Source organism: Listeria sp. ILCC796 (assembly GCF_900186175.1).
Lineage (GTDB): Bacteria > Bacillota > Bacilli > Lactobacillales > Listeriaceae > Listeria > Listeria goaensis.
This window is the reverse complement of record NZ_FYBV01000006.1, coordinates 56,493-75,708: the sequence shown is the minus strand read 5'-3', so window position 1 is coordinate 75,708 and position 19,216 is coordinate 56,493. Positions and strand designations below refer to the sequence as shown.

Below are 19,216 nucleotides of genomic sequence, written 5' to 3'. Positions count from 1 at the left end.
TGTAAAACGATACTGTGGATAAGTTTAGTTTTCCCCAATTATTTTACTCTTCAACACCTGATATATTATCAAAAAAATGCTTGAATAGCAAGGACTTTCAAAATTGCTCCCCAAACTTATCCACCTGTGAAAAAAAGTTGTCCACAGTATGTGTTATTGTGTATAACTTGTGAGTAGCCATCTGAATAAAATTTAAAATCAATTCAAATTATCCACAATAAAAATCGCAATATGTGGATAATTTTAAAAGAACGTTTAAGTTTATCCACATACTAAACAAAAAATATAAAGCTATGGTAGAATGAAAGTACAGTGTAAATTTGACAAAAAGGTTGTGTTCAAGCATGCATTTTCAGAGATTAATCAATAGTAAAGATTTAGAATTTTACCGAGTTGCTGAACAAAGTAATAGAGAAAAAGCGTTTGGTTATTTAGTCATTTATGATAAAAGGGAACCAGCTGTATTAAAAGATTTTACTGTTTTTTATAAAAGTAGCATTGAACCAAAAATATTTGAAGAGAGCCTTAAAAAAAATCATATTTATGTTCTTTTCTTCCATTTCACAGATATAGAAGACGTCGATGAGATGCCAAAATTTTCGAAAGTTATTCATTTTATAGAAGATTTATTGAAATTTAATGAGTCAAGCTATTACATGGATAATTATTTGATTCAAAAAAATTTATATTTTGAATGCCCACTAGAGTATGAAAAAATTGGTGAGTTTCTTCAATATTTAGAGGAAGTCTCCAAACGAAAAATTCCCTATTTTAAAACAGAGAGAAAAAAATATCTGAATTTATCGCAGTAAAGGGGTTTTTTTGATGTTTAAAATATGGTATGATTATGTGCGGAGTTTATCTAGCTCTATTGACAAATAAAGTTAATTTACGTACAATATTTAAGACTGTCTAATAGATTTAATTCGATTGGACCCATTTATGGGAGGTGTAACAAAGTGAAAAGAACATATCAACCAAGTAAACGTAAAAGAAAAAAAGTACATGGTTTCCGTACACGTATGAGTTCTAAAAACGGCCGTAGAGTTTTAGCAGCACGTCGTCGTAAAGGAAGAAAAGTATTATCTGCGTAGACCACTGAAAAGGCTCAGTGGTTTTTTTATTGGAAGGTTTAAAGTATTTTCTTACTTAGGTAGGACATTCCAAAGGAGTCTGTATGAAAAAAGAGTATCGGATCAAAAAAAATGATGATTTTCAGCTTGTTTTTAAGAAAGGGAAGTCATTTGCTAACCGGCAATTTGTCGTGTATAAATTAAAGAGAGAAGATTTACAACATTTTCGAATTGGTTTATCCGTTAGTAAAAAAATTGGAAACGCTGTCTGTCGAAATCGTATTAAACGTTACATACGACAAGCTTTTCATGAATTTGAGAACGAAATTGATTCGCAAAATGATTATATTATTATCGCCAGAAAACCGGCGGCCAACATGGATTTTCACGAAGTAAAGAGTAGTTTAGAGCACGTTTTAAAAATTGCTAAGGCGATGAAACGTTCTAAAAAGAGCTATTCAAAATGAGTGGGAATTTTAAAAAAGGCGGAATGGGAGGTAATACTTTTTGAAAAAGAAAAAGAACCTGAAGAAAAAACTGTTTATTACAAGTTTAGTCGTTTTACTTATGACAGTTCTTTCGGGGTGTGGGTATTCAACTGACCCAATTACAAAAGACTCTACAGGATTTTGGAGTCATTACATCGTTTATCCTCTATCTTGGGTGATTACTTGGTTTGCAGATTTATTTGGTGGCAATTACGCGATGGGAATTATTGTTGTTACAATCTTAATTCGTTTGCTCATTATGCCACTTATGATTAAACAAATTAAGAGCCAAAAAGAAATGATGAATGTTCAGCCAAAATTAAAAGAACTTCAAGCAAAATATGCATCAAAAGACAATGAAACGAAACAAAAACTGCAACAAGAAACAATGCGTTTATACCAAGAGCATAACATTAATCCAATGATGGGTTGTTTGCCACTCTTGATTCAAATGCCTATTTTAATCGGCTTTTATCAAGCAATTAGCCGAACTGCTGAAATTAAAACAGATACATTCTTATGGATGACGCTCGGAAGTCCAGATCCTTATTACATTTTACCAATTGTAGCAGCCCTAACAACATTTGCCTCATCTAAAATTTCAATGATGGGACAAACACAACAAAATAAATCAATGGCGATGATTATTTATATCATGCCAGTTATGATTTTATTCATGGGGATTACGCTACCATCAGCACTGGCTCTTTACTGGATTATCGGTAACGTATTCACCGTATTCCAAACACTTTTAATAAACAATCCTTTTAAAAATAAACGTGAACTAGAAGCGCGTGAAGCGGCAGAAGCAGAGGAAGCAAGACTTCAAAAGAAAGCTGCAAACATGAAAGCTTCGAAAAAAGGAGGTAAGAAAAGAAAGTGAGAGATATAACTGCGCAAGGACAAACTGTAGAAGAAGCTGTTCAAAATGCACTTAAAGAACTAAAACTTGAAAAAAATCAAGTTGATGTCGAGGTTATGGACGAAGGGAAAAAGGGTATTTTCGGATTAGGTTCACGTCTGGCTATGGTTAAAGTAATTGAAAAAGAAAACGGCACGCAAATCGCGACCGACTATATTTTGGATATTGCTGAAAAAATGGGTGCAAAAATCTCAATTGACGTGGAAGAAGAGGGAAAAGACATCAAAATCCAAATTTCTGGAGAAAACCTAGGCGTTTTAATTGGAAAACATGGTCAAACTTTAAACTCGCTTCAATATTTAACACAACTAATTGCTAACAAACAAACCGAACAATTTAAAAACATTATCATTAATGTTGGCGATTATCGTGAAAGACGTTATGAAACACTTTCTGGACTCGCTAAAAAAATGGGTGATAAAGCAATTAAAACACGGCGTGCAGTACATTTGGAACCAATGCCATCATTTGAACGCAAAATCATTCATGCTATTTTAAGCGAAAATACCAAAGTTGAAACACATTCGGAAGGGCGCGACCCGTACCGTTATATTGTAATTAAACCAGCAAAATCATGAAAAAGACTGATGACAAACAGCAATCTTCGTCGTTAAAGCCTCCGTTCCGCTCCTCACGTACTCAAGTACGCTCCGGTGCGGTACTCGGCTTTGCCTAGAATCTCACCGTTTGTCATCAGTCTTTTGACGTTTAGAATAAATGTGGTAGTTTTTTAGTTAAAGTCGTGTGATGATGTGAGGGGATGGAGTGAATTTGCACGGTAGTGCCGTCAGTGATTGCGGCTGTAAGCAAATTTGCGTGAACACAGCCAGTATCGAGATGCACTTTGTTGTGGATTCGAAATGCATTCGCGCAGGCGACATGACCGAAAAAATGGAATGGAAGTTCTTCAGAAGCTTCTTTTTTCAAAAATAGCAGCTGATCCTGAATGGGCATATCGCGATTTAAATGGAAATTTCGCATTTTACGTAGCGATTTCTCGTCCATTTTGCCTAAATACTTATTTTTACAAGGCGCATGTGTGGCGATAAAACGCCCTTTTAATTCGTAAAAAGGCTTTGCATTTTCTACAAGCGCGTTAAATTTCGCAAGTAATTCTGCATCGGCCTTCAAAACGGGGATTGAGTCGAAATAGGTGTCGACAATTGTTTGATTGGCCCCTTTAATTTCCCCGCGAATATATTTGTAGACGAAACTTTCGTGGTTTCCGAGAACAAAATAAAAATACTTTTGATTTTCAAAGAGAAATTCGACCATCTGCCGCGTTTGTTTGCCCTTATCAATAAAATCCCCTAAAAAAATAAACGCCTGGTCATCAGGCGGGCAAGCCGCAACCCGGTCAGATCCATCAAATTGGAATCCAAAGTCTTCCAGCATGGTTTTTAGCTCCGCTACACATTCATGCGTATCTCCAATAATGTGATACGTTTTATTTTCTGGCAGCAAACAGGTCGCGTAAGCATCATAATTGCTTGAAATCGTCAAATTCTCACGATAATCCACACGGTGAACCTTGGCGTCACTGAAATGGTGGAACGCCGATTTCGAATCCCCAAAGTCAAAAATTTCAATCGAATATCGATTCTTCAGCGCATGTCGCTTCAAATAATCCAAAAACTCATCCGCCAAGTGCGGCACGCTAACAAAAACATACTCCGTATTTGCCGGATACTGAATCGCTTCCAACAACTTTTGGTCAAAATCACCCGCGTTTTGTTCCAAATGCACAAATTTGGGTGGTACCTCGCAATCCAAAATCAACTGTGGCAAAATGATTTTCTCTAAAAACACTTCTTTCCCTAAGCGATTTAAACCTACTAAAAGAAAAAAAGTATGAATTGACGTTTTAATTTCCATAACAACCCGTCCTTAATGTTTCACGTGAAACAATCATTAATTTTAGTATAGCATAAATATAAAAACCCATTTTCTAACGAGTAGAAAACAGGCTTCAAAATGGTCCCGACTGGTCTCGAACCAGCGACCCCCACCATGTCAAGGTGATACTCTCCCAACTGAGCTACAGGACCGTATAAACCAATGATACGAATTTTAACAGCAGAAGTCAATAACAAAAAAGCCAACACCTTTATTTTGGTTAAAACAAAGTGTTGGCTTGCTAAATTTAATCGCTTATTTTAATGTCACCAGAAGAGGTGACCGCGTTTATTTCGCTAGATGCATTTTTCGAGTTGTTTGGCATTTTAATGTCACCAGAATCTGAGCGCACATTGTAAATGGCTTTAATTCCCGCCGGCAACGTTACATTTACCTCGCCCGAATTGGAATCTACAGTGACCGTTTTTGGTTCCTGATTGAAGGCTAGTTCAATATCGCCGGAGCTCGTTTTGGCCGAAGCGCTTGCCCCGAGTCCATCTAATTCAATTGAGCCAGAAGAACTGGTTGAGTGAACTTTTCCGTCTAATTGGCTGCCTTCAATATCACCTGAATTTGTTTCAAGCGAAATTTGTTTCGCACTGAAGTTATCAGCAGAAATGCTACCCGAATTGCTCACCAATTTGATGGCGCTGCCTGTTACATTTTCGGCATCAATATCGCCTGAGGTCGTTTCAGTCGTTAAATCGCCATCAATTCGCGCGGCTTCGATTTCCCCGGAAGAAGCTTTCACATTTGTGTCACCAGTGAGGTCAACTAAGCGGGTGTCGCCAGAGTCATTGTTTACGCTGATTTGGTCAGCATTTGTGCGTTCAAGCTGAATTTCACCAGAAGAAGCGCTCACTTTAAGCGTCTGCAAGCTGCCGTCAGAAACCATCATATCCGACGAATTTCCTTCTACAACAAGTTCTTTAAGAGCTTGTTCTTTGTTTAAATAAATCGTAATTTCTTGTTTGCCATATATATTTATCTTCATAAAGTCAACAAACGGTTCTTTGTTTTTAACTTCAAGGTTAAGCGTGGTGCCGTCATTTTGCACCTCTGTCGTTTTAATTTGTTCGATTTCACTTTTTGTGTAGTGACCAGATACTTCTACATAATTTTTGCCATTTTGACTTTCCTTAAAAATAATATTACTGTCGTGTTCCATATTTAATGTAATATTTTCAACCTTGTCATCTGTCAGTGTAAATGTTTTGTTATAAGCTTCGCCTTTTTCAATCACGTTGCCATTAAATGTGAAAGCAAAGCCAATTCCGCCGATGATAAGTAAAGCTAAGCCGGCAAAGAAGACGCGCCAAGTCCATTTTGTATTTCTCATTTTAACGTCCTCCTTTCAGCGTGTAAGTATGCCAAGAAATGACTAGAACACTTAGTTTTTTAACAAGGTTTGTAAACCAAAGAATAACTGGTAATAGCATTAAGCCTAGGCCGGTCATGGCAATGCTTGCAAAGCCTTGATACATTTCGAGTGTTTGTCCAAACATGAGGGAAACGAGTAGTAACACTGGTGATAAAACGAGCGTACCGACTAAAATCCAAAGTGAAATGACAAAACTCCAAATTGAAATGCCGATGGGAATTAAAAGAATTAAATCTAGGAAGATAAGACCGATGAGCAAAATGACTCTTAAGCCTGGTGTGCGTTCTTTTGTGGTCGGCTTTCTTGGAACGTAGTATGTTTCTGGCGGAGTCATAGGGTCTTGAAGTAGTTCTTCGCGTTGTGTGAAGATGTCTTCGGCGATTGATTTTGGCGTGCCGAGGCTTAGGACGATTTCTTCTTCGCTTTTGCCTTCTGCTTCGCCACTTCTAAAGTGTTCGCGGTAATCTTCGAGTAATTCTTCGCGATCAGCTGGATTTAGTGAGGCTAGTCGCTCTTCTAATTCGGTTAAAAATAGTTCTTTATTCATCTCGCACTCCCTCCTTTTCCATTAATTTTGTGACGCTGTTTGTAAAGTTACTCCATTCAAAAATTAATTCATTCAAGTAAATTTCACCCTTTAATGTTAATTGATAATATTTTCGTGAGGGTCCTTCGGTGGACTCTTTCAAATAAGTGGTACAATATTCATCTTTTACAAGTCGTCGTAATACCGGATAAATGGCACCTTCTGCGACTTCAATGTATATGGAAACTTGTTGCGCGAGTTCATAACCGTAGCGGTCCTTGGAACGAATCAAATACAAACAACACAATTCTAGGACGCCTTTCTTAAACTGCGGATTGACTTCCATAAAAAGCCCTCCATTCTTTGCTATATTTATTTTCTCAGTACTGATTATTATTCACTACCCGAATATAGTATACCACTAACTACTGTTCAATGCAAGGTACTAAAATGGAATTGATAGTTTTACTTGGAATTCTAGACATACTTCCTTAAAATAAATCAGACCGAACAAAGTAACTACTTTGTTCGGTCTGATTTAAATCTCTTTAATGGATTCTCTTATAATCATATTGGTGGAGATGATGGTCTCTTTTGGAATGTTTTGTTCTCCTTTTAATATTTGAAAGAGAAGTTTTGTAGCACTTTGTCCCAGACGATTGATGGGAATGTCAATGGATGTTAGTGGGGGGGACAAAAAGGTTGATGCAACTTTGTCGTTGTAGCCGATGACGGATAAATCTTCTGGAATTTTGTATCCGTGATCAGCCGCCATTTTGTAAATGCTCATGACTTTGATATCATCGGTTGCGAAAACGGCGGTTGGTTTATCGTCGCTTGACATTAATTGTACAGCGGCTTTGTAGCTATCTTCAATTTGATAACCGCTATCAATAATCCAGCTTGCACGAATATCTAGTTGATGGTCGAATAGACAGTTTCTGAAGCCGGCTAGGCGGTCAACGGAAACGTGGTAGTCGAGTGGGGCATGGATACAGGCGATTTTTTTATGACCGTTTTGGATAAGAAACTTGGTTAGGGCGTAGCTGTCGCCAAAATTGTCGGTATCGACGGAGTAAATATTTCGGTAAGCGCCTTCAACTTTCCCCGTAACAACGATAGGAATATTATACGCGTCAATTTTATCAAAAAAGGTTTCGTCTGCGGGTGAACTAAGCATGATAATGCCTTTTATCATCTTTTCTTGGATTTTTGTAAGGCATTTCTGGAGCTCGTCTTTACTATTTTTGGCTGTTTGCAAAATTAAATCAAAATTTTCCCGTTCTGCTTCTACTGAAATCGAATGAATGATTTCTGAAAAATATGGATTTCCTGATGTTGTTTTCGTGGAGCGATTTGAAATGACCATGATGGCATCAAAACCTGAGGAAGTTAGTGCGCGCGCGAGTTTACTAGGCTGATAATCTAATTCTTTAATGGCGCGGAGCACTTTTTCGCGTGCTTCTTCGGAAATATTCGTTTGTTTGTTGAGTACACGTGAGACCGTTGATTTCGATACACCGGCATGTTTCGCAATATCGTATATCGTGGCAGCCAATTCCATCTTCCTTTCTATTTATGGTATCGGTTTTATGAAAAAAGATTCTAAATGTATCTTACTCAATTTTAATGGAATTGTCCAACACGGCAGAATAGAATACGATATACCAAAGCTTTTCGTAAAAAAATTTAAAAATAAATTGACAGAAAGCGCTTTCTATTTTATAATTCATTTTATGGGAGCGGTACCACGAAAAGGAGGTTATCATGGCAAAATTACAAGAAATTTTGGCGCGCATTTATGATGCAGATGTTGTCCCGAAGCTTGCGGATAGAATTGAAGCGCGTATTTTAGAAACAAAAAAGAAAGCGCTTTATAGTAAAGCGGAGTGGGACGAAAAGGATATTGTTTTAATTACATACGGGGATCAAATTTTCAAGGAGGACGAGGCGAAGCTGGCAACATTTAAAACGTTTTTTGATAAATATTTGAAAAATTCGTTTGAACTGGTGCACATATTGCCGTTTTATCCTTATTCTTCAGATGATGGCTTTTCGGTTATTGATTATAAAAAAGTGAATCCGGAGCTTGGCGATTGGCAGGAAATTCAGGCGCTCGCGGACGAAACGCGACTGATGTTCGACTTCGTGTGCAACCATATTTCAAAGGAAAGCAATTGGTTTAAGGGATATTTGGCGGGAAATCCGGAGTATGAGGCGTTTTTCATTGATTTGCCAGCGGATACAGATTTAAGTCAGGTGACTAGACCGAGAGCGACGCCACTTTTAACTCCTTTTTTGAAAAAAGATGGGTCTAAAGTGAATATTTGGACCACTTTTAGCGACGATCAAATTGATTTGAACTTTGAAAATCCAGAAGTGCTTTACAAAATGGTGGACGTCTTGCTGTCTTACTTGGAAGAAGGGCATCTTATGTGCGGCTTGATGCGGTAGGATTTATGTGGAAGGAGCCGGGGACGACTTCAATTCATTTACCGAAAACGCATGAAATCATTAAATTGTTCCGTTTAATTGCGGATACGGCAAAACCAGGTACGGTTTTAATTACGGAAACAAATGTGCCACACCGCGATAATATTAGTTATTTTGGAAATAACGATGAAGCCCAAATGGTTTATCAATTTCCGTTGCCGCCACTGGTGCTCCATGCGGTTAAAAGCGGGCAGGCGTCAGTGCTTTCGGCATGGGCAAGCGAGATTGAAACGCCGTTTAAACAAACAACGTACTTTAACTTTCTTGCTTCACATGATGGCATTGGTTTAAATCCGATTCGCGGTATTGTACCAGAGGAAGAGATTTTGGCGCTTGTGAAATTGCTTGAAGATGAGGGGGCGCTTGTTTCTTATAAAGAAAATCCGGACGGGTCGAAAAGTCCTTATGAGGTGAACGTGACGTATATGGATGCGCTTAATCATATAAATGATGCGGACGATTTGCGTTTGAAGCGCTTTTTGGTGGCGCACAGCATCTTACTTGCGATTCCGGGCGTGCCGGCGATTTATGTGCAAAGTGTGCTTGGTAGTCGTAATGATTATGATGGCGTAGAGAAAACGAAACATAACCGTTCGATTAATCGTAAAAAATATCATTATGATGAAATTACGTCTGAACTGGCGGATTCGGAAAGTTTACGCCATAAAACGTATGATGCGCTAACAAAACTCGTGACGCTGCGCAAAAATGAGCCTTTATTCCACCCAGACGTTACGATGGAAGTTTTAGACGGCGGCGAAGAATTGTTTGCTTTAAAACGTGTGAATGCAACGGGTGAAATGATAGTCATTCATAATTTAGCTAATAAAACGGTACATTTTGATTTAGAGGAAGGGAATTACACCGATATTATTTCGGGTAAATCGTATCGTGGGAGCGGTACCTTAGAATTAGAACCATATGCATTTTACTGGTTAAAACCAAATGAGGAGGAAAAATCATGAAAAGAAAAAGCTTAGTTTTACTTGTTGTTGTGCTTGTTTTGGGTGCGTTACTGACGGCTTGCGGAGGTGGGTCTAAAGCGAGTGATGAGAAGGTTACAATTGAATTTATGCACTCTTCGGTGGAAAAAGATCGCCTAGATGTCATCAACAAATTGATTGCCGATTTTGAAAAAGAACATAAAAACATTAAAGTGAAGCAAATTCCGGTTGAGGAAGATGCGTATAACACAAAAGTGGTGACGCTCGCGCGTTCTGGAAAGCTTCCGGCTGTCATGGAAGTAAGTCAAGATTTCGCGAAAGTTATGGATAAGGATAAATTGATTGACCAAGATGCGGTTAAAAATGTGATGGAAACAGTTGGGGAAGATAGCTACTACGAGGGAGCTCGCAACTTAGTTCGTTCTGAGGACGGCAAAAGCTATATTGCGGCACCAATTAGTGGCTGGGTACAAGGCATTTGGTACGACAAAAAGGCTCTTTCAGACGCTGGTTTTTCGGAACCAAAAAGCTGGGACGATGTTTTGAAAATTGCAGAACACTTTACGGATGCAAAAAATAAAAAGTATGGGATTGCAATGCCAACAGCAGAAAGCACAATGAGTGAGCAAGCCTTCTCTCAGTTTGCTCTTTCTAACAAAGCGAATGTTTTAAATGCTGACGGCGATATTACAATCGATACGAAGCCGATGAATGAGGCGCTCTCTTACTATAAAGAGCTTTCGCAGTACACGATGCCAGGCTCGAACGATGTTACGGAAATTAAAGATGCTTTTATGAATAAAACGGCGCCAATGGCGATTTACTCAACTTATATTCTGCCCGCTGTGTTTGAAGACGGCGACGCGAGCAACATCGGTTTTGCGATTCCAGAACAAAAAGAAAAAGCTGTTTATGGTACGGTTTCAGGTTTAACGATTTCGGCAGGGCTTGATGAGGCGCAAAAAGAAGCGGCAAGTACGTTTGTTGAATTCTTATCGGAACCGAAAAATATGGCGTCTTGGGTACTGATGTCACCAGGCGGTGCGCAACCGGTTAATAAGGACGTTTTAAAAGAAGACGCGTACAAAAATAATGAAGTCGTTCAAGCATTTGGCGACCTTTCGAATGAAATTGCAGCTTCGTTTGACGAAATCCAAGTTTTCGGACTTGTTGACGGTAAAAACTTCACGAAGATGGGGGATATTACGAGCTCGGGCATCATCGCTCAAATGGTTAACAATGTAACCGTTGGCGGCGGCAGTCCTTCGAAGGATTTAAAAGAGGCGCAAGCTAAAGCTGAATCAAATGCATCAGGGAAATAAAAAAGGATGGCACTCTTTTGGTCGAAATTTTAGAAAAGAGTGCCGTTCCGCTTCAAGAATAGGCGTAAACCGTTTATTCGGTAGGAGGGAATTATGAAGACAAAAGTTTATAAACGATCCGATTTTAAGCTCGCGATGATTTTGCTGGCTCCAAGTTTTGTTTTGCTTGCGGCGCTCGTACTTTATCCGATGCTATCGAACATTCATATTAGTTTTCTAGATATGCCGCTCAATCCAAATTTGAAATCGACATTTATTGGGTTGACGAATTATTTGGACATTTTAAAGGATCCAGAATTTTATAAGTCGCTTGGCCTGACAGTGGGCTACACGGTTTTAGTTGTGGCGGGCAGTACGGTGCTTGGGCTCGCTGTGGCGATTTTCTTTAACCGTGAATTTAAATTTAGAAAAACGGCGCGGTCGCTCATCATTTTGTCATATGTGACACCGTCGATTTCACTAATTTTTGCTTGGAAATATATGTTTAATAATGGATATGGTATTGTCAACTATTTTACGGTCGATTTACTGCACATTTTTGATTCTGCGCCACTTTGGTTTGATAATCCTGTTTCGAGTTTCTTTTTAGTCGTGCTTTTCGCGATTTGGCGCTATTTCCCGTACGCTTTCATTTCGTTTCTTGCCATTTTACAAACGATTGATAATTCGCTTTACGAAGCGGCGGATATGGACGGCGCGAACTTTTGGCAGAAATTTAAAATTGTTACTTTGCCGGCGATTATGCCTGTTTTAGCAACGGTTGTGACACTTCGGGCGATTTGGATGTTCTATATGTTCACCGATGTGTACTTACTTACGAATAAAGTCAACATTTTAGGGGTCTACTTGTATAAAACGGCGTTTGCCTTTAATGATTTAGGAAAAGCGGCGGCCATTTCAGTTATCCTCTTTGTCATTATTTTCGTGGTTATTATTTTTACAAGAAAGCGGGTGGATTTAAATGGCGGTAAGTAGCAAAAAAGCAAAACGCACGAAAAAAATCGCGTTTTATATTACCATGGTTGCCTTTTTGATAGTTTCCCTTTTCCCATTTTTCATTATGCTTATGACATCGTTCAAAGGGACGAAAGAAGCCATTTCAACGAGCCCAACAATTTTCCCGCGGGATTTTACGTGGCAACATTATGTCGATATTTTTAATCCTGATATTTTCCCGTTTTTAACCTACTTTAAAAACAGTTTAATTGTGTCACTCGTTGCGGCTGGGGTCGCTGTGGCTCTTGGGATATTAGGCGCGTATGCATTGTCCAAACTGCGGTTTAAAGGACGCATCACTATAAACGCAAGCTTTTATACCGTGTACATGTTTTCAGGAATTTTGTTAATCGTTCCTTTGTTTAAAATTATTTCAAGTTTAGGCTTGTATGACACAGAAACGTCGCTAATCATTACAATGGTGGTGCAAACCTTGCCGACAGCTGTCTTCATGTTGAAAAGCTATTTTGACACCATACCGGACGATATTGAGGAAGCCGCGATGATGGACGGCCTAAACCGCTTCCAAATTATCTTGCGGATTATTATTCCGCTTGCCGTTTCTGGCATCATTTCCGTGTTCGTGTACTGTTTCATGGTTGCTTGGAACGACTATTTATTCGCCTCGATTTTCCTATCGAGTTCCGAGAAATTCACCCTCCCAATTGGGCTGAACACGCTATTTAGCACGCCTGATTACATTTGGGGTCGAATGATGGCAGCCTCGCTTATTACGGCGCTTCCAGTTGTGATTATGTACGCGTTGTCAGAGCGCTTTATTAAAGGGAATTTAACTGACGGCGGCGTCAAAGGCTAGCAGGCTGAACGGTAAACGGAATTTTTCGCCAAAAAGCGAGGACTTAGTAAAACATTGAATTGAAAGGAAGTTTGTTAGATGAAAAAATTAGTTGCGACAGAGCCGCGTGTGGCGGCGCTTGTGGAATATGAAGAAGTAGCTATTCAGAAAGATGAAGTGAAAATAAAGGTTGAATTTGCTTCGCCAAAACATGGGACGGAAGTGGTTGATTTTAGAGGGATTAGTCCTTTTATTGATGAAGAATTTTCGGCAGAATGGAATATGTTTGTGAAGCGCGACGAGGGGGCGAAACGCGGCATTGAATTCGGCGACTTGCCGCTTGGTAACATGATTTGTGGTGAAATTACGGAGGTTGGGGAAACTGTGACCGAATATGCGGTCGGGGATAAAGTACTCACTTACGGACAAATTCGAGAAACCGTCATTGCAAAAGGCGTGAACAATTATAAGTTGCGTAAAATCCCAGCCGGCGGTAGTTACAAAAATGCTGTTTGCTATGATCCTGCCCAATTTGCTATGAGCGGCGTTCGCGACGCACATGTTCGCGCAGGGGATTTTGTCGTCGTTGTAGGTCTAGGCGCTATCGGACAAATTGCTATCCAGCTTGCCAAAAAAGCGGGTGCAAGTATTGTTATCGGTGTGGACCCAATTGCACATCGCCTAGAAATTGCTAAAAAACATGGCGCCGATTTCACTTTCGACCCTACAAAAGTCGATGTCGGCCTCGAAATCAAAAAAGTGACGAATAAACTGGGCGCCGATTCGATTATTGAAACAAGCGGCAACTCGGCGGCGCTACAAAGCGCACTGCGCGGCATTGCATACGGTGGGATTATTTCCTACGTGGCTTTCGCCAAACCGTTTCCAGATGGCTTCAATTTAGGACGCGAAGCTCATTTTAATAACGCGAAAATTGTCTTTTCCCGTGCGGCAAGCGAACCAAATCCAGATTATCCACGCTGGGACAGAAAACGCATTGAAGACACGTGTTTTGAGCTTTTGATGAACGGCTATTTGGACTGTGAGGATATCATTGACCCGGTCATTCCATTTTCTGAAAGCGCGGCTGGCTTCATGAAATACGTGGATCAGCACCCAGATGAAAGCATTAAAATGGGCATTAACTTTTAAGGAGAGATTAGGATGAAAATCGGAACGCAAAACCAAGCATTTTTTCCAGAAAATATTCAAGAAAAATTTCAGTATGTGAAAGATTTAGGCTTCGATGGTTTTGAAATCGACGGCAAGCAACTTGTTCAAAATCTAGAAGAAATAAAAGCGGCAATCAAGACGACCGGACTGCCAGTTTCAACCGCGTGTGGCGGCTATGATGGCTGGATTGGCGATTTCATCGAAGAAAGACGTTTGCGAGGTTTGGAAGAGATTAAAGCCATTTTACGCGCTTTAAAGGAGGTTAACGGCAAAGGCATTGTTGTGCCGGCGGCCTGGGGCATGTTCACGTATCGCCTCCCGCCAATGACGTCCCCGCGCTCTACTGAAGGCGATTTTGCAGCGGTCAGCGCTTCGCTAATTGAGCTTGACAAGGTAGCGGGCGAAACGGGTACAACGATTTTTCTTGAGCCGCTCAACCGCTATCAGGACCATATGATTAATACGCTTCAAGATGCCCAAGATTATATTGATAAAAATGAGCTGTCGAATGTGAAAATTATCGCCGATTTTTACCATATGAATATTGAAGAGGACGGTATTTCAGAGGCACTGACGGCGCATCAAAAAGATGTGAAACACATTCACCTTGCCGATAATCATCGGTATCAGCCGGGCAGCGGGGCGCTTGATTTTAAAAAGCATTTCGATACGCTAAAAGAGCTTGGTTACGATGGATATATGACGTTTGAATGTCGTATTCGCAGTGAGAATGAAGAGCAGGCTTATAAAGAGGCGCTTGCACATATTAAAAGTTGTTTGTAGTTAGGGGTTAATGGGATGAAAAAGAGAGTGGCGATAATTGGGGCAGGGCAAGTGGCAGAAACGGTTCATGCTGAGTATTATAAGACGCGACCGGAGCTTATTCTTGCGGCTGTTTGTGATCCGAATTTAAAGCGTGCGGAGGAATTTGCGGAACAAAACGGCTTTTTAGCAGCATATTCGGATGCTAAATCGCTGTTTTTAAATGAAAAAGTGGATATGGTGAGCATTTGTACGCCGAATCGTTTCCACTTTGAAAATGTGATGTTGGCGCTTCAAAACGGTGCGCACGTCATGTGCGAGAAGCCACCTGCGATGACGCCTGAAGAGGCGCTCGCGATGGCTGAGGAAGCCGCATCAAGAGGGCTCGTACTCGCGTATGATTTTCACCACCGTTTTTCAGATGAAGCGCGGTTTTTAAAACAAGAGAAAAAGCTTTTTGGCGACATTTATATTGCCCGTGCTAGGGCGCTTCGGCGTTCTGGCGTGCCGGGTTGGGGGACGTTTACGAACAAGGAAATTCAAGGCGGGGGGCCGCTGATTGATATTGGCATTCACATGCTCGATACGGCGATGTACGTGCTTGATTTCCCGGAAGTTAAGCGCGTTATGGCAAAAAGTTTCCAAAAAATTGGTACGAAAAAACGGACGGGCTCGTTTGGCAGCTGGGATCCGGAAAAATTCACGGTGGAAGATGCGCTTCTCGGCTGGATTGAGTTTGCGGACGGGAGTGTGCTGGAACTCGAAACGTCTTTTGCTTTGCATATGAAGGAAGAACGGATTTTTGATGTTGCGTTTTTCGGGGATCGGGCGGGCGGAACGCTCTACCCAGCGGAAATTTATACGGATACGGACGGCGAGCTAGAAATGCTCCGGGAACCTCGTTTTAATCAAAAAGATAGTCATCCAGAAAGCATGGCGGCTTTTGTTGAAAAAGTTCTTTCAGGGACGGGTGAAGTCGCTTCCGGCGAGCAAGGGTATGTCATCCAGCGTCTTGTTGCCGCACTTTATGAGTCCGCCGAGAAGGAAGAGTGTGTCTATTTATGAGATGGTCAGAACGCGAATTTAAAATGGAATGTTTAAATAAATATGGCACTCTTTTTACGGTTGGAAATGGAAATCTAGGCGTGCGCGGCGCGTTTGAAGAGGACTACTCCGAGCAGGTGCGCGGCATGTATGTAGCGGGACTTTACAATAAGCCTGCTGGCGGCGTCAGCGCCGAACTCGTCAACTTGCCTGATGTGATGCGGTTTAAAATTACACTGGACGGCGAAGTGTTCTCCATGCAGCTAGGAAAGCTCGTTCAATTTGAACTATCCTTAGATTTGGCGACAGGAGAACTCGTCCGCCAAATCGAGTGGCGCAGTCCGAAAAACAAGTCCTATCAATTGGAGTTTCGCCGTTTTGCGTCCAAACAAACGAAGTCGCTTATTGCGAGCCGTGTGTCGATTACACCGCTTTCTGGCGACGCTCTAATTATAATTGAAACGGGTATTGATGGGCAGCAAACCAATTTTGGCACACAGCAATTAATTGAGCGGGAACTGCGCGTTTTGGGGGAAACTCGCATGTATGCTTCGTATGAAACAACAGAAAGCCAAGCGAACATGACGATTATTTCAACGCTTTCTGAAAAAGCTGTTTTTTTTGCGAAAAATCGCCAATTAACGGGTAAAGTAACGTATCAAGCAGTGAAAAATAAAATGATAACGCTTCAAAAAATGACGCATATTTTCACAGATGCTGAAATCGATATAGCTGCTATTCCAGCAGAAAATTATGATGCTTGTTTGGCAGAATCAGCATCAAAATGGCAGGAATTTTGGCAAGTTGCGGGTATTCAAATTCAAGCGGACGATGCGCATGACCAATTGCTCGTTTCATTTGCGCTGTACCATCTTGAAATTATGACGCCAAATGGGGAGGTGCCTCTTAGTGTCGGCGCGAAAGGGCTGACCGGAGAGGGCTACAAGGGGCACGTTTTTTGGGACACGGAAATCTTTATTTTACCTTTTGTGCTACATAAAAAGCCAAGTGAAGCCAAAAGCCTGCTGCTCTACCGCTATCACCGCCTTGAAAAAGCGCGTGAAAAAGCGCGTAAGAACGGCTACAAAGGAGCTTTATTCCCGTGGGAAAGTGCTTTTAGTGGCGATGAGGAGACGCCTCTTTTTGCGGCGATTAATATTCAAACTGGGAAGCGGCAGAAAATTGCGTCGGCGCTTGCGGAGCACCACATTGTGGCGGATATTGCGTTTGCGGTGGTGGCTTATTACGCGGCGACGAAAGACGATGCTTTTATGCGCGCTTGCGGGGCTGAATTGCTCCTCGAAACGGCGAAATTTTGGCTAAGTCGCGCGGAAAAAGCGGGAGACAAGCTCGTTATTCGGGACGTCATTGGGCCTGATGAATACACGGAACACGTTGATAATAACGCCTACACGAACTATATGGCGCACTTTAACGTGCAGGAAGCCGCCAAATGGAACCCAGCGTTTAAACCGCAGGCGGAAAAATTTTTGCAAGGACTTCATTTGCCAAAACCGAACGCGGAGGGTATCATTCCACAAGACGATACTTTTTTACAGAAGCCCGTTATTTCTTTGGAAAAATATAAGAAAAAACAAGGTAGCCAAAGCATTTTGCTAGACTACGCGCGTTCAGAAGTCAACGAAATGCAAATTTTAAAACAGGCCGATGTGGTCATGCTGCTCTATTTATTCCCGGCGCTGTTTCCAAAAAGTGTTATGGCAAAAAATCTAGCGTTTTATGAGGCGCGAACGATTCATGATTCATCGCTTAGTAAAGCCATTCATGCCATTGTAGCTCAGTGGTGTGGCAACCGCGAACTTAGTTACCGCTTTTTCAAAGAGGCTTGTCGCATTGATTTTGGCGATAATCCGCACTCGTCAGATGACGGAATTCACGCGGCCTCACTTGGCGCCATTTGGCTCATGGTGATTCACGGTTTTTCTGGTATTCAAATTCGCGACGGCGTCCTATCTGTTAATCCGGATTTACCGGATAGCTGGCATGAATTGCGTTTTCAGTTCTGCTATTTAGGAGAACAATTGGCTTTTGCGCTCACAAAAAGCGCGCTTCGTATCGAAAAACAAACGGATGTGCCGATGCAGCTTTCCGTTTTAGGCAAAAAATATGTGTTAGAACAAACATTAACAATAAAATTTTAGGAGGTAGCGCCATGAAAGTAGTGATTGCGCCCGATTCATTTAAAGAGAGTTTGTCCGCGAAAGAAGTGGCTGCAAGCATTCGCGCAGGTTTTGCGCAGGTTTTCCCACACGCAGAATACGTTTTGCTTCCAGTAGCTGATGGCGGCGAAGGGACGCTTGCGGTGCTTTCTGACGCGTACGAAGCGGAAGTTCAGGAGCTCGAAGTAACTGGCCCTTTGGGAGGAAAGCGGAATGTGTCATACGCTTTTAAAGAGCACACTGCTTTCATTGAAATGGCCGAAGTTTGCGGGCTCGACTTAATCCCGCGTGAAATGCGCAACCCTCTAAAAGTGAGCACAGTTGGCGTCGGGGAACTCATTCGCCATGCGATAAATTTGGGCGCCACAGAAATTCTAGTCGGCGTTGGCGGTAGCGCCTCAAATGATGGTGGAATTGGAATGGCAGCAGGTATGGGCTACCGCTTCCTAGACGCTGCGGGAAATGAAGTGGCACCAATTGGTGAAAACCTAGCGCGCATCACGCAAATTGATGGCACAGGTGTTCCAAAGGCGCTTGAAAACGTCAAAATTCGCGTCATAAGCGATGTGGCGAGTCCGCTTTGTGGGGATAACGGCGCGACAGCCATTTTTGGACCTCAAAAAGGGTTGCCGCAAGCTGAAATTGCCCGCGTTGATGCCATGCTCGCCGATTTTTATACCCGCCATTTTGGCCGCATTCCAACTGAACCAGGTAGCGGAGCGGGAGGTGGAATGGGTGCCGGACTTGCCGAATTCCTTTCTGCGGAACTAAACGCTGGAATTGAATTCATCTTAGCTCGCTTAAAGATGCAAAAAGTCTGCCAAGATGCTGATCTTATCATTGTGGGCGAAGGGCGCATGGACGGTCAAACCGCGCAAGGAAAAGCGCCGCTTGGTGTAGCAAAATGTGCCCCCAAAAACGTGCCCGTCATCGCCATCTGTGGTAGTGTGACAGAAGACGTTTCGGAGCTTTATTCAAAAGGTATTACGGCTGTTTTCCCTTCAATAGGTCGTGTAGCTTCGCTTGCTGAAACGCTCTATGACGCGGCTGAAAATATTGAACGGACAGCTCGCAATGTCGCAGCGCTAGTGACAAGAGGCTTCTAAAAGCTGATTTTTTGAGTTCGTTTCAAGATAAATAGATTTAAAAGCATAAATCTAGTAATAAAGCCATTTTGAGGATGGTAGTTACTAGGTTTATGCTTATTTTTGTTTATCATA

At 41.5% G+C, this 19,216-nt stretch carries 18 protein-coding genes, 1 tRNA gene and 1 pseudogene; 14 read left to right on the top strand and 6 right to left on the bottom strand.

Annotated elements, in window-relative coordinates; all coding sequences use genetic code 11:
* Nucleotides 1-344: 344 nt before the first annotated feature.
* From CFS04_RS07935 to jag, 5 genes are all read left to right on the top strand, one after another.
* On the top strand, nucleotides 345-812 hold the full coding sequence (locus CFS04_RS07935; protein ID WP_088810109.1) for a hypothetical protein: 468 nt from the start codon (nucleotides 345-347) through the stop codon (nucleotides 810-812).
* A 147-nt stretch (nucleotides 813-959) separates the two neighbouring features.
* Nucleotides 960-1,094 (top strand): 50S ribosomal protein L34, encoded by a 135-nt coding sequence (gene rpmH, locus CFS04_RS07930; RefSeq protein ID WP_007548627.1) that lies wholly within the window; start codon nucleotides 960-962, stop codon nucleotides 1,092-1,094.
* A gap of 83 nt (nucleotides 1,095-1,177) precedes the next feature.
* Entirely contained in the window at nucleotides 1,178-1,540 is a 363-nt protein-coding gene (gene rnpA / locus CFS04_RS07925; protein WP_088810108.1) for a ribonuclease P protein component, read from the top strand.
* 40 nt (nucleotides 1,541-1,580) lie between these two features.
* Nucleotides 1,581-2,444, top strand: a complete 864-nt coding sequence (gene yidC, locus CFS04_RS07920) for a membrane protein insertase YidC (RefSeq protein ID WP_088810107.1) — start codon at nucleotides 1,581-1,583, stop codon at nucleotides 2,442-2,444.
* Nucleotides 2,441-3,061: an RNA-binding cell elongation regulator Jag/EloR gene (gene jag, locus CFS04_RS07915; protein ID WP_088810106.1), complete on the top strand. Its 621-nt coding sequence runs from the start codon at nucleotides 2,441-2,443 to the stop codon at nucleotides 3,059-3,061. The genes yidC and jag overlap by 4 nt, the downstream gene beginning before the upstream one ends.
* A gap of 130 nt (nucleotides 3,062-3,191) precedes the next feature.
* On the opposite strand, the gene CFS04_RS07910 is transcribed toward jag, so the two are convergent.
* The 6 genes from CFS04_RS07910 to CFS04_RS07885 all read right to left on the bottom strand — a co-directional run bounded on the left by CFS04_RS07910 (nucleotide 3,192) and on the right by CFS04_RS07885 (nucleotide 7,844).
* On the bottom strand, nucleotides 3,192-4,358 hold the full coding sequence (locus CFS04_RS07910; RefSeq protein ID WP_088810105.1) for a metallophosphoesterase: 1,167 nt from the start codon (nucleotides 4,356-4,358) through the stop codon (nucleotides 3,192-3,194).
* Nucleotides 4,359-4,458: 100 nt separating this feature from the next.
* Nucleotides 4,459-4,531 (bottom strand) — tRNA-Val (locus CFS04_RS07905).
* A 95-nt stretch (nucleotides 4,532-4,626) separates the two neighbouring features.
* On the bottom strand, nucleotides 4,627-5,718 hold the full coding sequence (locus CFS04_RS07900) for a DUF4097 family beta strand repeat-containing protein (RefSeq protein WP_088810104.1): 1,092 nt from the start codon (nucleotides 5,716-5,718) through the stop codon (nucleotides 4,627-4,629).
* A gap of 1 nt (nucleotide 5,719) precedes the next feature.
* Nucleotides 5,720-6,307, bottom strand: a complete 588-nt coding sequence (locus tag CFS04_RS07895; protein ID WP_088810103.1) for an HAAS domain-containing protein — start codon at nucleotides 6,305-6,307, stop codon at nucleotides 5,720-5,722.
* Complete coding sequence (locus tag CFS04_RS07890; protein WP_088810102.1) at nucleotides 6,300-6,632, bottom strand: PadR family transcriptional regulator; 333 nt, start codon at nucleotides 6,630-6,632, stop codon at nucleotides 6,300-6,302. Before CFS04_RS07890 ends, CFS04_RS07895 begins: the two co-directional genes overlap by 8 nt.
* 192 nt (nucleotides 6,633-6,824) lie before the next feature.
* Nucleotides 6,825-7,844 carry a LacI family DNA-binding transcriptional regulator gene (locus CFS04_RS07885; RefSeq protein ID WP_088810101.1) on the bottom strand — a complete coding sequence of 340 codons (1,020 nt, stop codon included), beginning with the start codon at nucleotides 7,842-7,844 and terminating at the stop codon, nucleotides 6,825-6,827.
* Nucleotides 7,845-8,053: 209 nt separating this feature from the next.
* Here CFS04_RS07885 and CFS04_RS13175 point away from each other — a divergent pair.
* From CFS04_RS13175 to CFS04_RS07835, 9 genes and pseudogenes are all read left to right on the top strand, one after another.
* Nucleotides 8,054-9,744, top strand: a pseudogene (locus tag CFS04_RS13175) (alpha-amylase family glycosyl hydrolase).
* Nucleotides 9,741-11,045, top strand: coding sequence for an ABC transporter substrate-binding protein (locus tag CFS04_RS07870; RefSeq protein WP_088810099.1), 1,305 nt, complete (start codon nucleotides 9,741-9,743; stop codon nucleotides 11,043-11,045). The pseudogene CFS04_RS13175 and the gene CFS04_RS07870 overlap by 4 nt, the downstream one beginning before the upstream one ends.
* Nucleotides 11,046-11,138: 93 nt before the next feature.
* A complete protein-coding gene (locus CFS04_RS07865; RefSeq protein WP_088810098.1) occupies nucleotides 11,139-12,020 on the top strand; it encodes a carbohydrate ABC transporter permease in 882 nt (293 codons plus the stop codon).
* On the top strand, nucleotides 12,007-12,858 hold the full coding sequence (locus CFS04_RS07860; protein ID WP_088810097.1) for a carbohydrate ABC transporter permease: 852 nt from the start codon (nucleotides 12,007-12,009) through the stop codon (nucleotides 12,856-12,858). Before CFS04_RS07865 ends, CFS04_RS07860 begins: the two co-directional genes overlap by 14 nt.
* Nucleotides 12,859-12,936: 78 nt before the next feature.
* On the top strand, nucleotides 12,937-13,989 hold the full coding sequence (locus tag CFS04_RS07855) for a zinc-binding alcohol dehydrogenase (RefSeq protein ID WP_088810096.1): 1,053 nt from the start codon (nucleotides 12,937-12,939) through the stop codon (nucleotides 13,987-13,989).
* 12 nt (nucleotides 13,990-14,001) lie between these two features.
* The gene (locus tag CFS04_RS07850) at nucleotides 14,002-14,793 is read left to right on the top strand and encodes a sugar phosphate isomerase/epimerase (protein ID WP_088810095.1); all 792 of its coding nucleotides are present in this window, start codon (nucleotides 14,002-14,004) and stop codon (nucleotides 14,791-14,793) included.
* A gap of 15 nt (nucleotides 14,794-14,808) precedes the next feature.
* Nucleotides 14,809-15,837, top strand: coding sequence for a Gfo/Idh/MocA family protein (locus CFS04_RS07845; protein WP_088810094.1), 1,029 nt, complete (start codon nucleotides 14,809-14,811; stop codon nucleotides 15,835-15,837).
* A complete protein-coding gene (locus CFS04_RS07840) occupies nucleotides 15,834-17,978 on the top strand; it encodes a glycoside hydrolase family 65 protein (RefSeq protein ID WP_088810093.1) in 2,145 nt (714 codons plus the stop codon). The genes CFS04_RS07845 and CFS04_RS07840 overlap by 4 nt, the downstream gene beginning before the upstream one ends.
* 11 nt (nucleotides 17,979-17,989) lie before the next feature.
* Nucleotides 17,990-19,102: a glycerate kinase gene (locus tag CFS04_RS07835; RefSeq protein ID WP_088810092.1), complete on the top strand. Its 1,113-nt coding sequence runs from the start codon at nucleotides 17,990-17,992 to the stop codon at nucleotides 19,100-19,102.
* Nucleotides 19,103-19,216 lie beyond the last annotated feature (114 nt).

Bases quoted from the DNA above. Each gene is read 5' to 3' on its own strand.
- CFS04_RS07935 (WP_088810109.1), top strand. From the start codon at position 345: ATGCATTTTCAGAGATTAATCAATAGTAAAGATTTAGAATTTTACCGA.
- rnpA (WP_088810108.1), top strand. From the start codon at position 1,178: ATGAAAAAAGAGTATCGGATCAAAAAAAATGATGATTTTCAGCTTGTT.
- CFS04_RS07910 (WP_088810105.1), bottom strand. From the start codon at position 4,358: ATGGAAATTAAAACGTCAATTCATACTTTTTTTCTTTTAGTAGGTTTA.
- CFS04_RS07900 (WP_088810104.1), bottom strand. From the start codon at position 5,718: ATGAGAAATACAAAATGGACTTGGCGCGTCTTCTTTGCCGGCTTAGCT.
- CFS04_RS07895 (WP_088810103.1), bottom strand. From the start codon at position 6,307: ATGAATAAAGAACTATTTTTAACCGAATTAGAAGAGCGACTAGCCTCA.
- CFS04_RS07890 (WP_088810102.1), bottom strand. From the start codon at position 6,632: ATGGAAGTCAATCCGCAGTTTAAGAAAGGCGTCCTAGAATTGTGTTGT.
- CFS04_RS07870 (WP_088810099.1), top strand. From the start codon at position 9,741: ATGAAAAGAAAAAGCTTAGTTTTACTTGTTGTTGTGCTTGTTTTGGGT.
- CFS04_RS07865 (WP_088810098.1), top strand. From the start codon at position 11,139: ATGAAGACAAAAGTTTATAAACGATCCGATTTTAAGCTCGCGATGATT.
- CFS04_RS07860 (WP_088810097.1), top strand. From the start codon at position 12,007: ATGGCGGTAAGTAGCAAAAAAGCAAAACGCACGAAAAAAATCGCGTTT.
- CFS04_RS07855 (WP_088810096.1), top strand. From the start codon at position 12,937: ATGAAAAAATTAGTTGCGACAGAGCCGCGTGTGGCGGCGCTTGTGGAA.
- CFS04_RS07850 (WP_088810095.1), top strand. From the start codon at position 14,002: ATGAAAATCGGAACGCAAAACCAAGCATTTTTTCCAGAAAATATTCAA.
- CFS04_RS07845 (WP_088810094.1), top strand. From the start codon at position 14,809: ATGAAAAAGAGAGTGGCGATAATTGGGGCAGGGCAAGTGGCAGAAACG.
- CFS04_RS07840 (WP_088810093.1), top strand. From the start codon at position 15,834: ATGAGATGGTCAGAACGCGAATTTAAAATGGAATGTTTAAATAAATAT.
- CFS04_RS07835 (WP_088810092.1), top strand. From the start codon at position 17,990: ATGAAAGTAGTGATTGCGCCCGATTCATTTAAAGAGAGTTTGTCCGCG.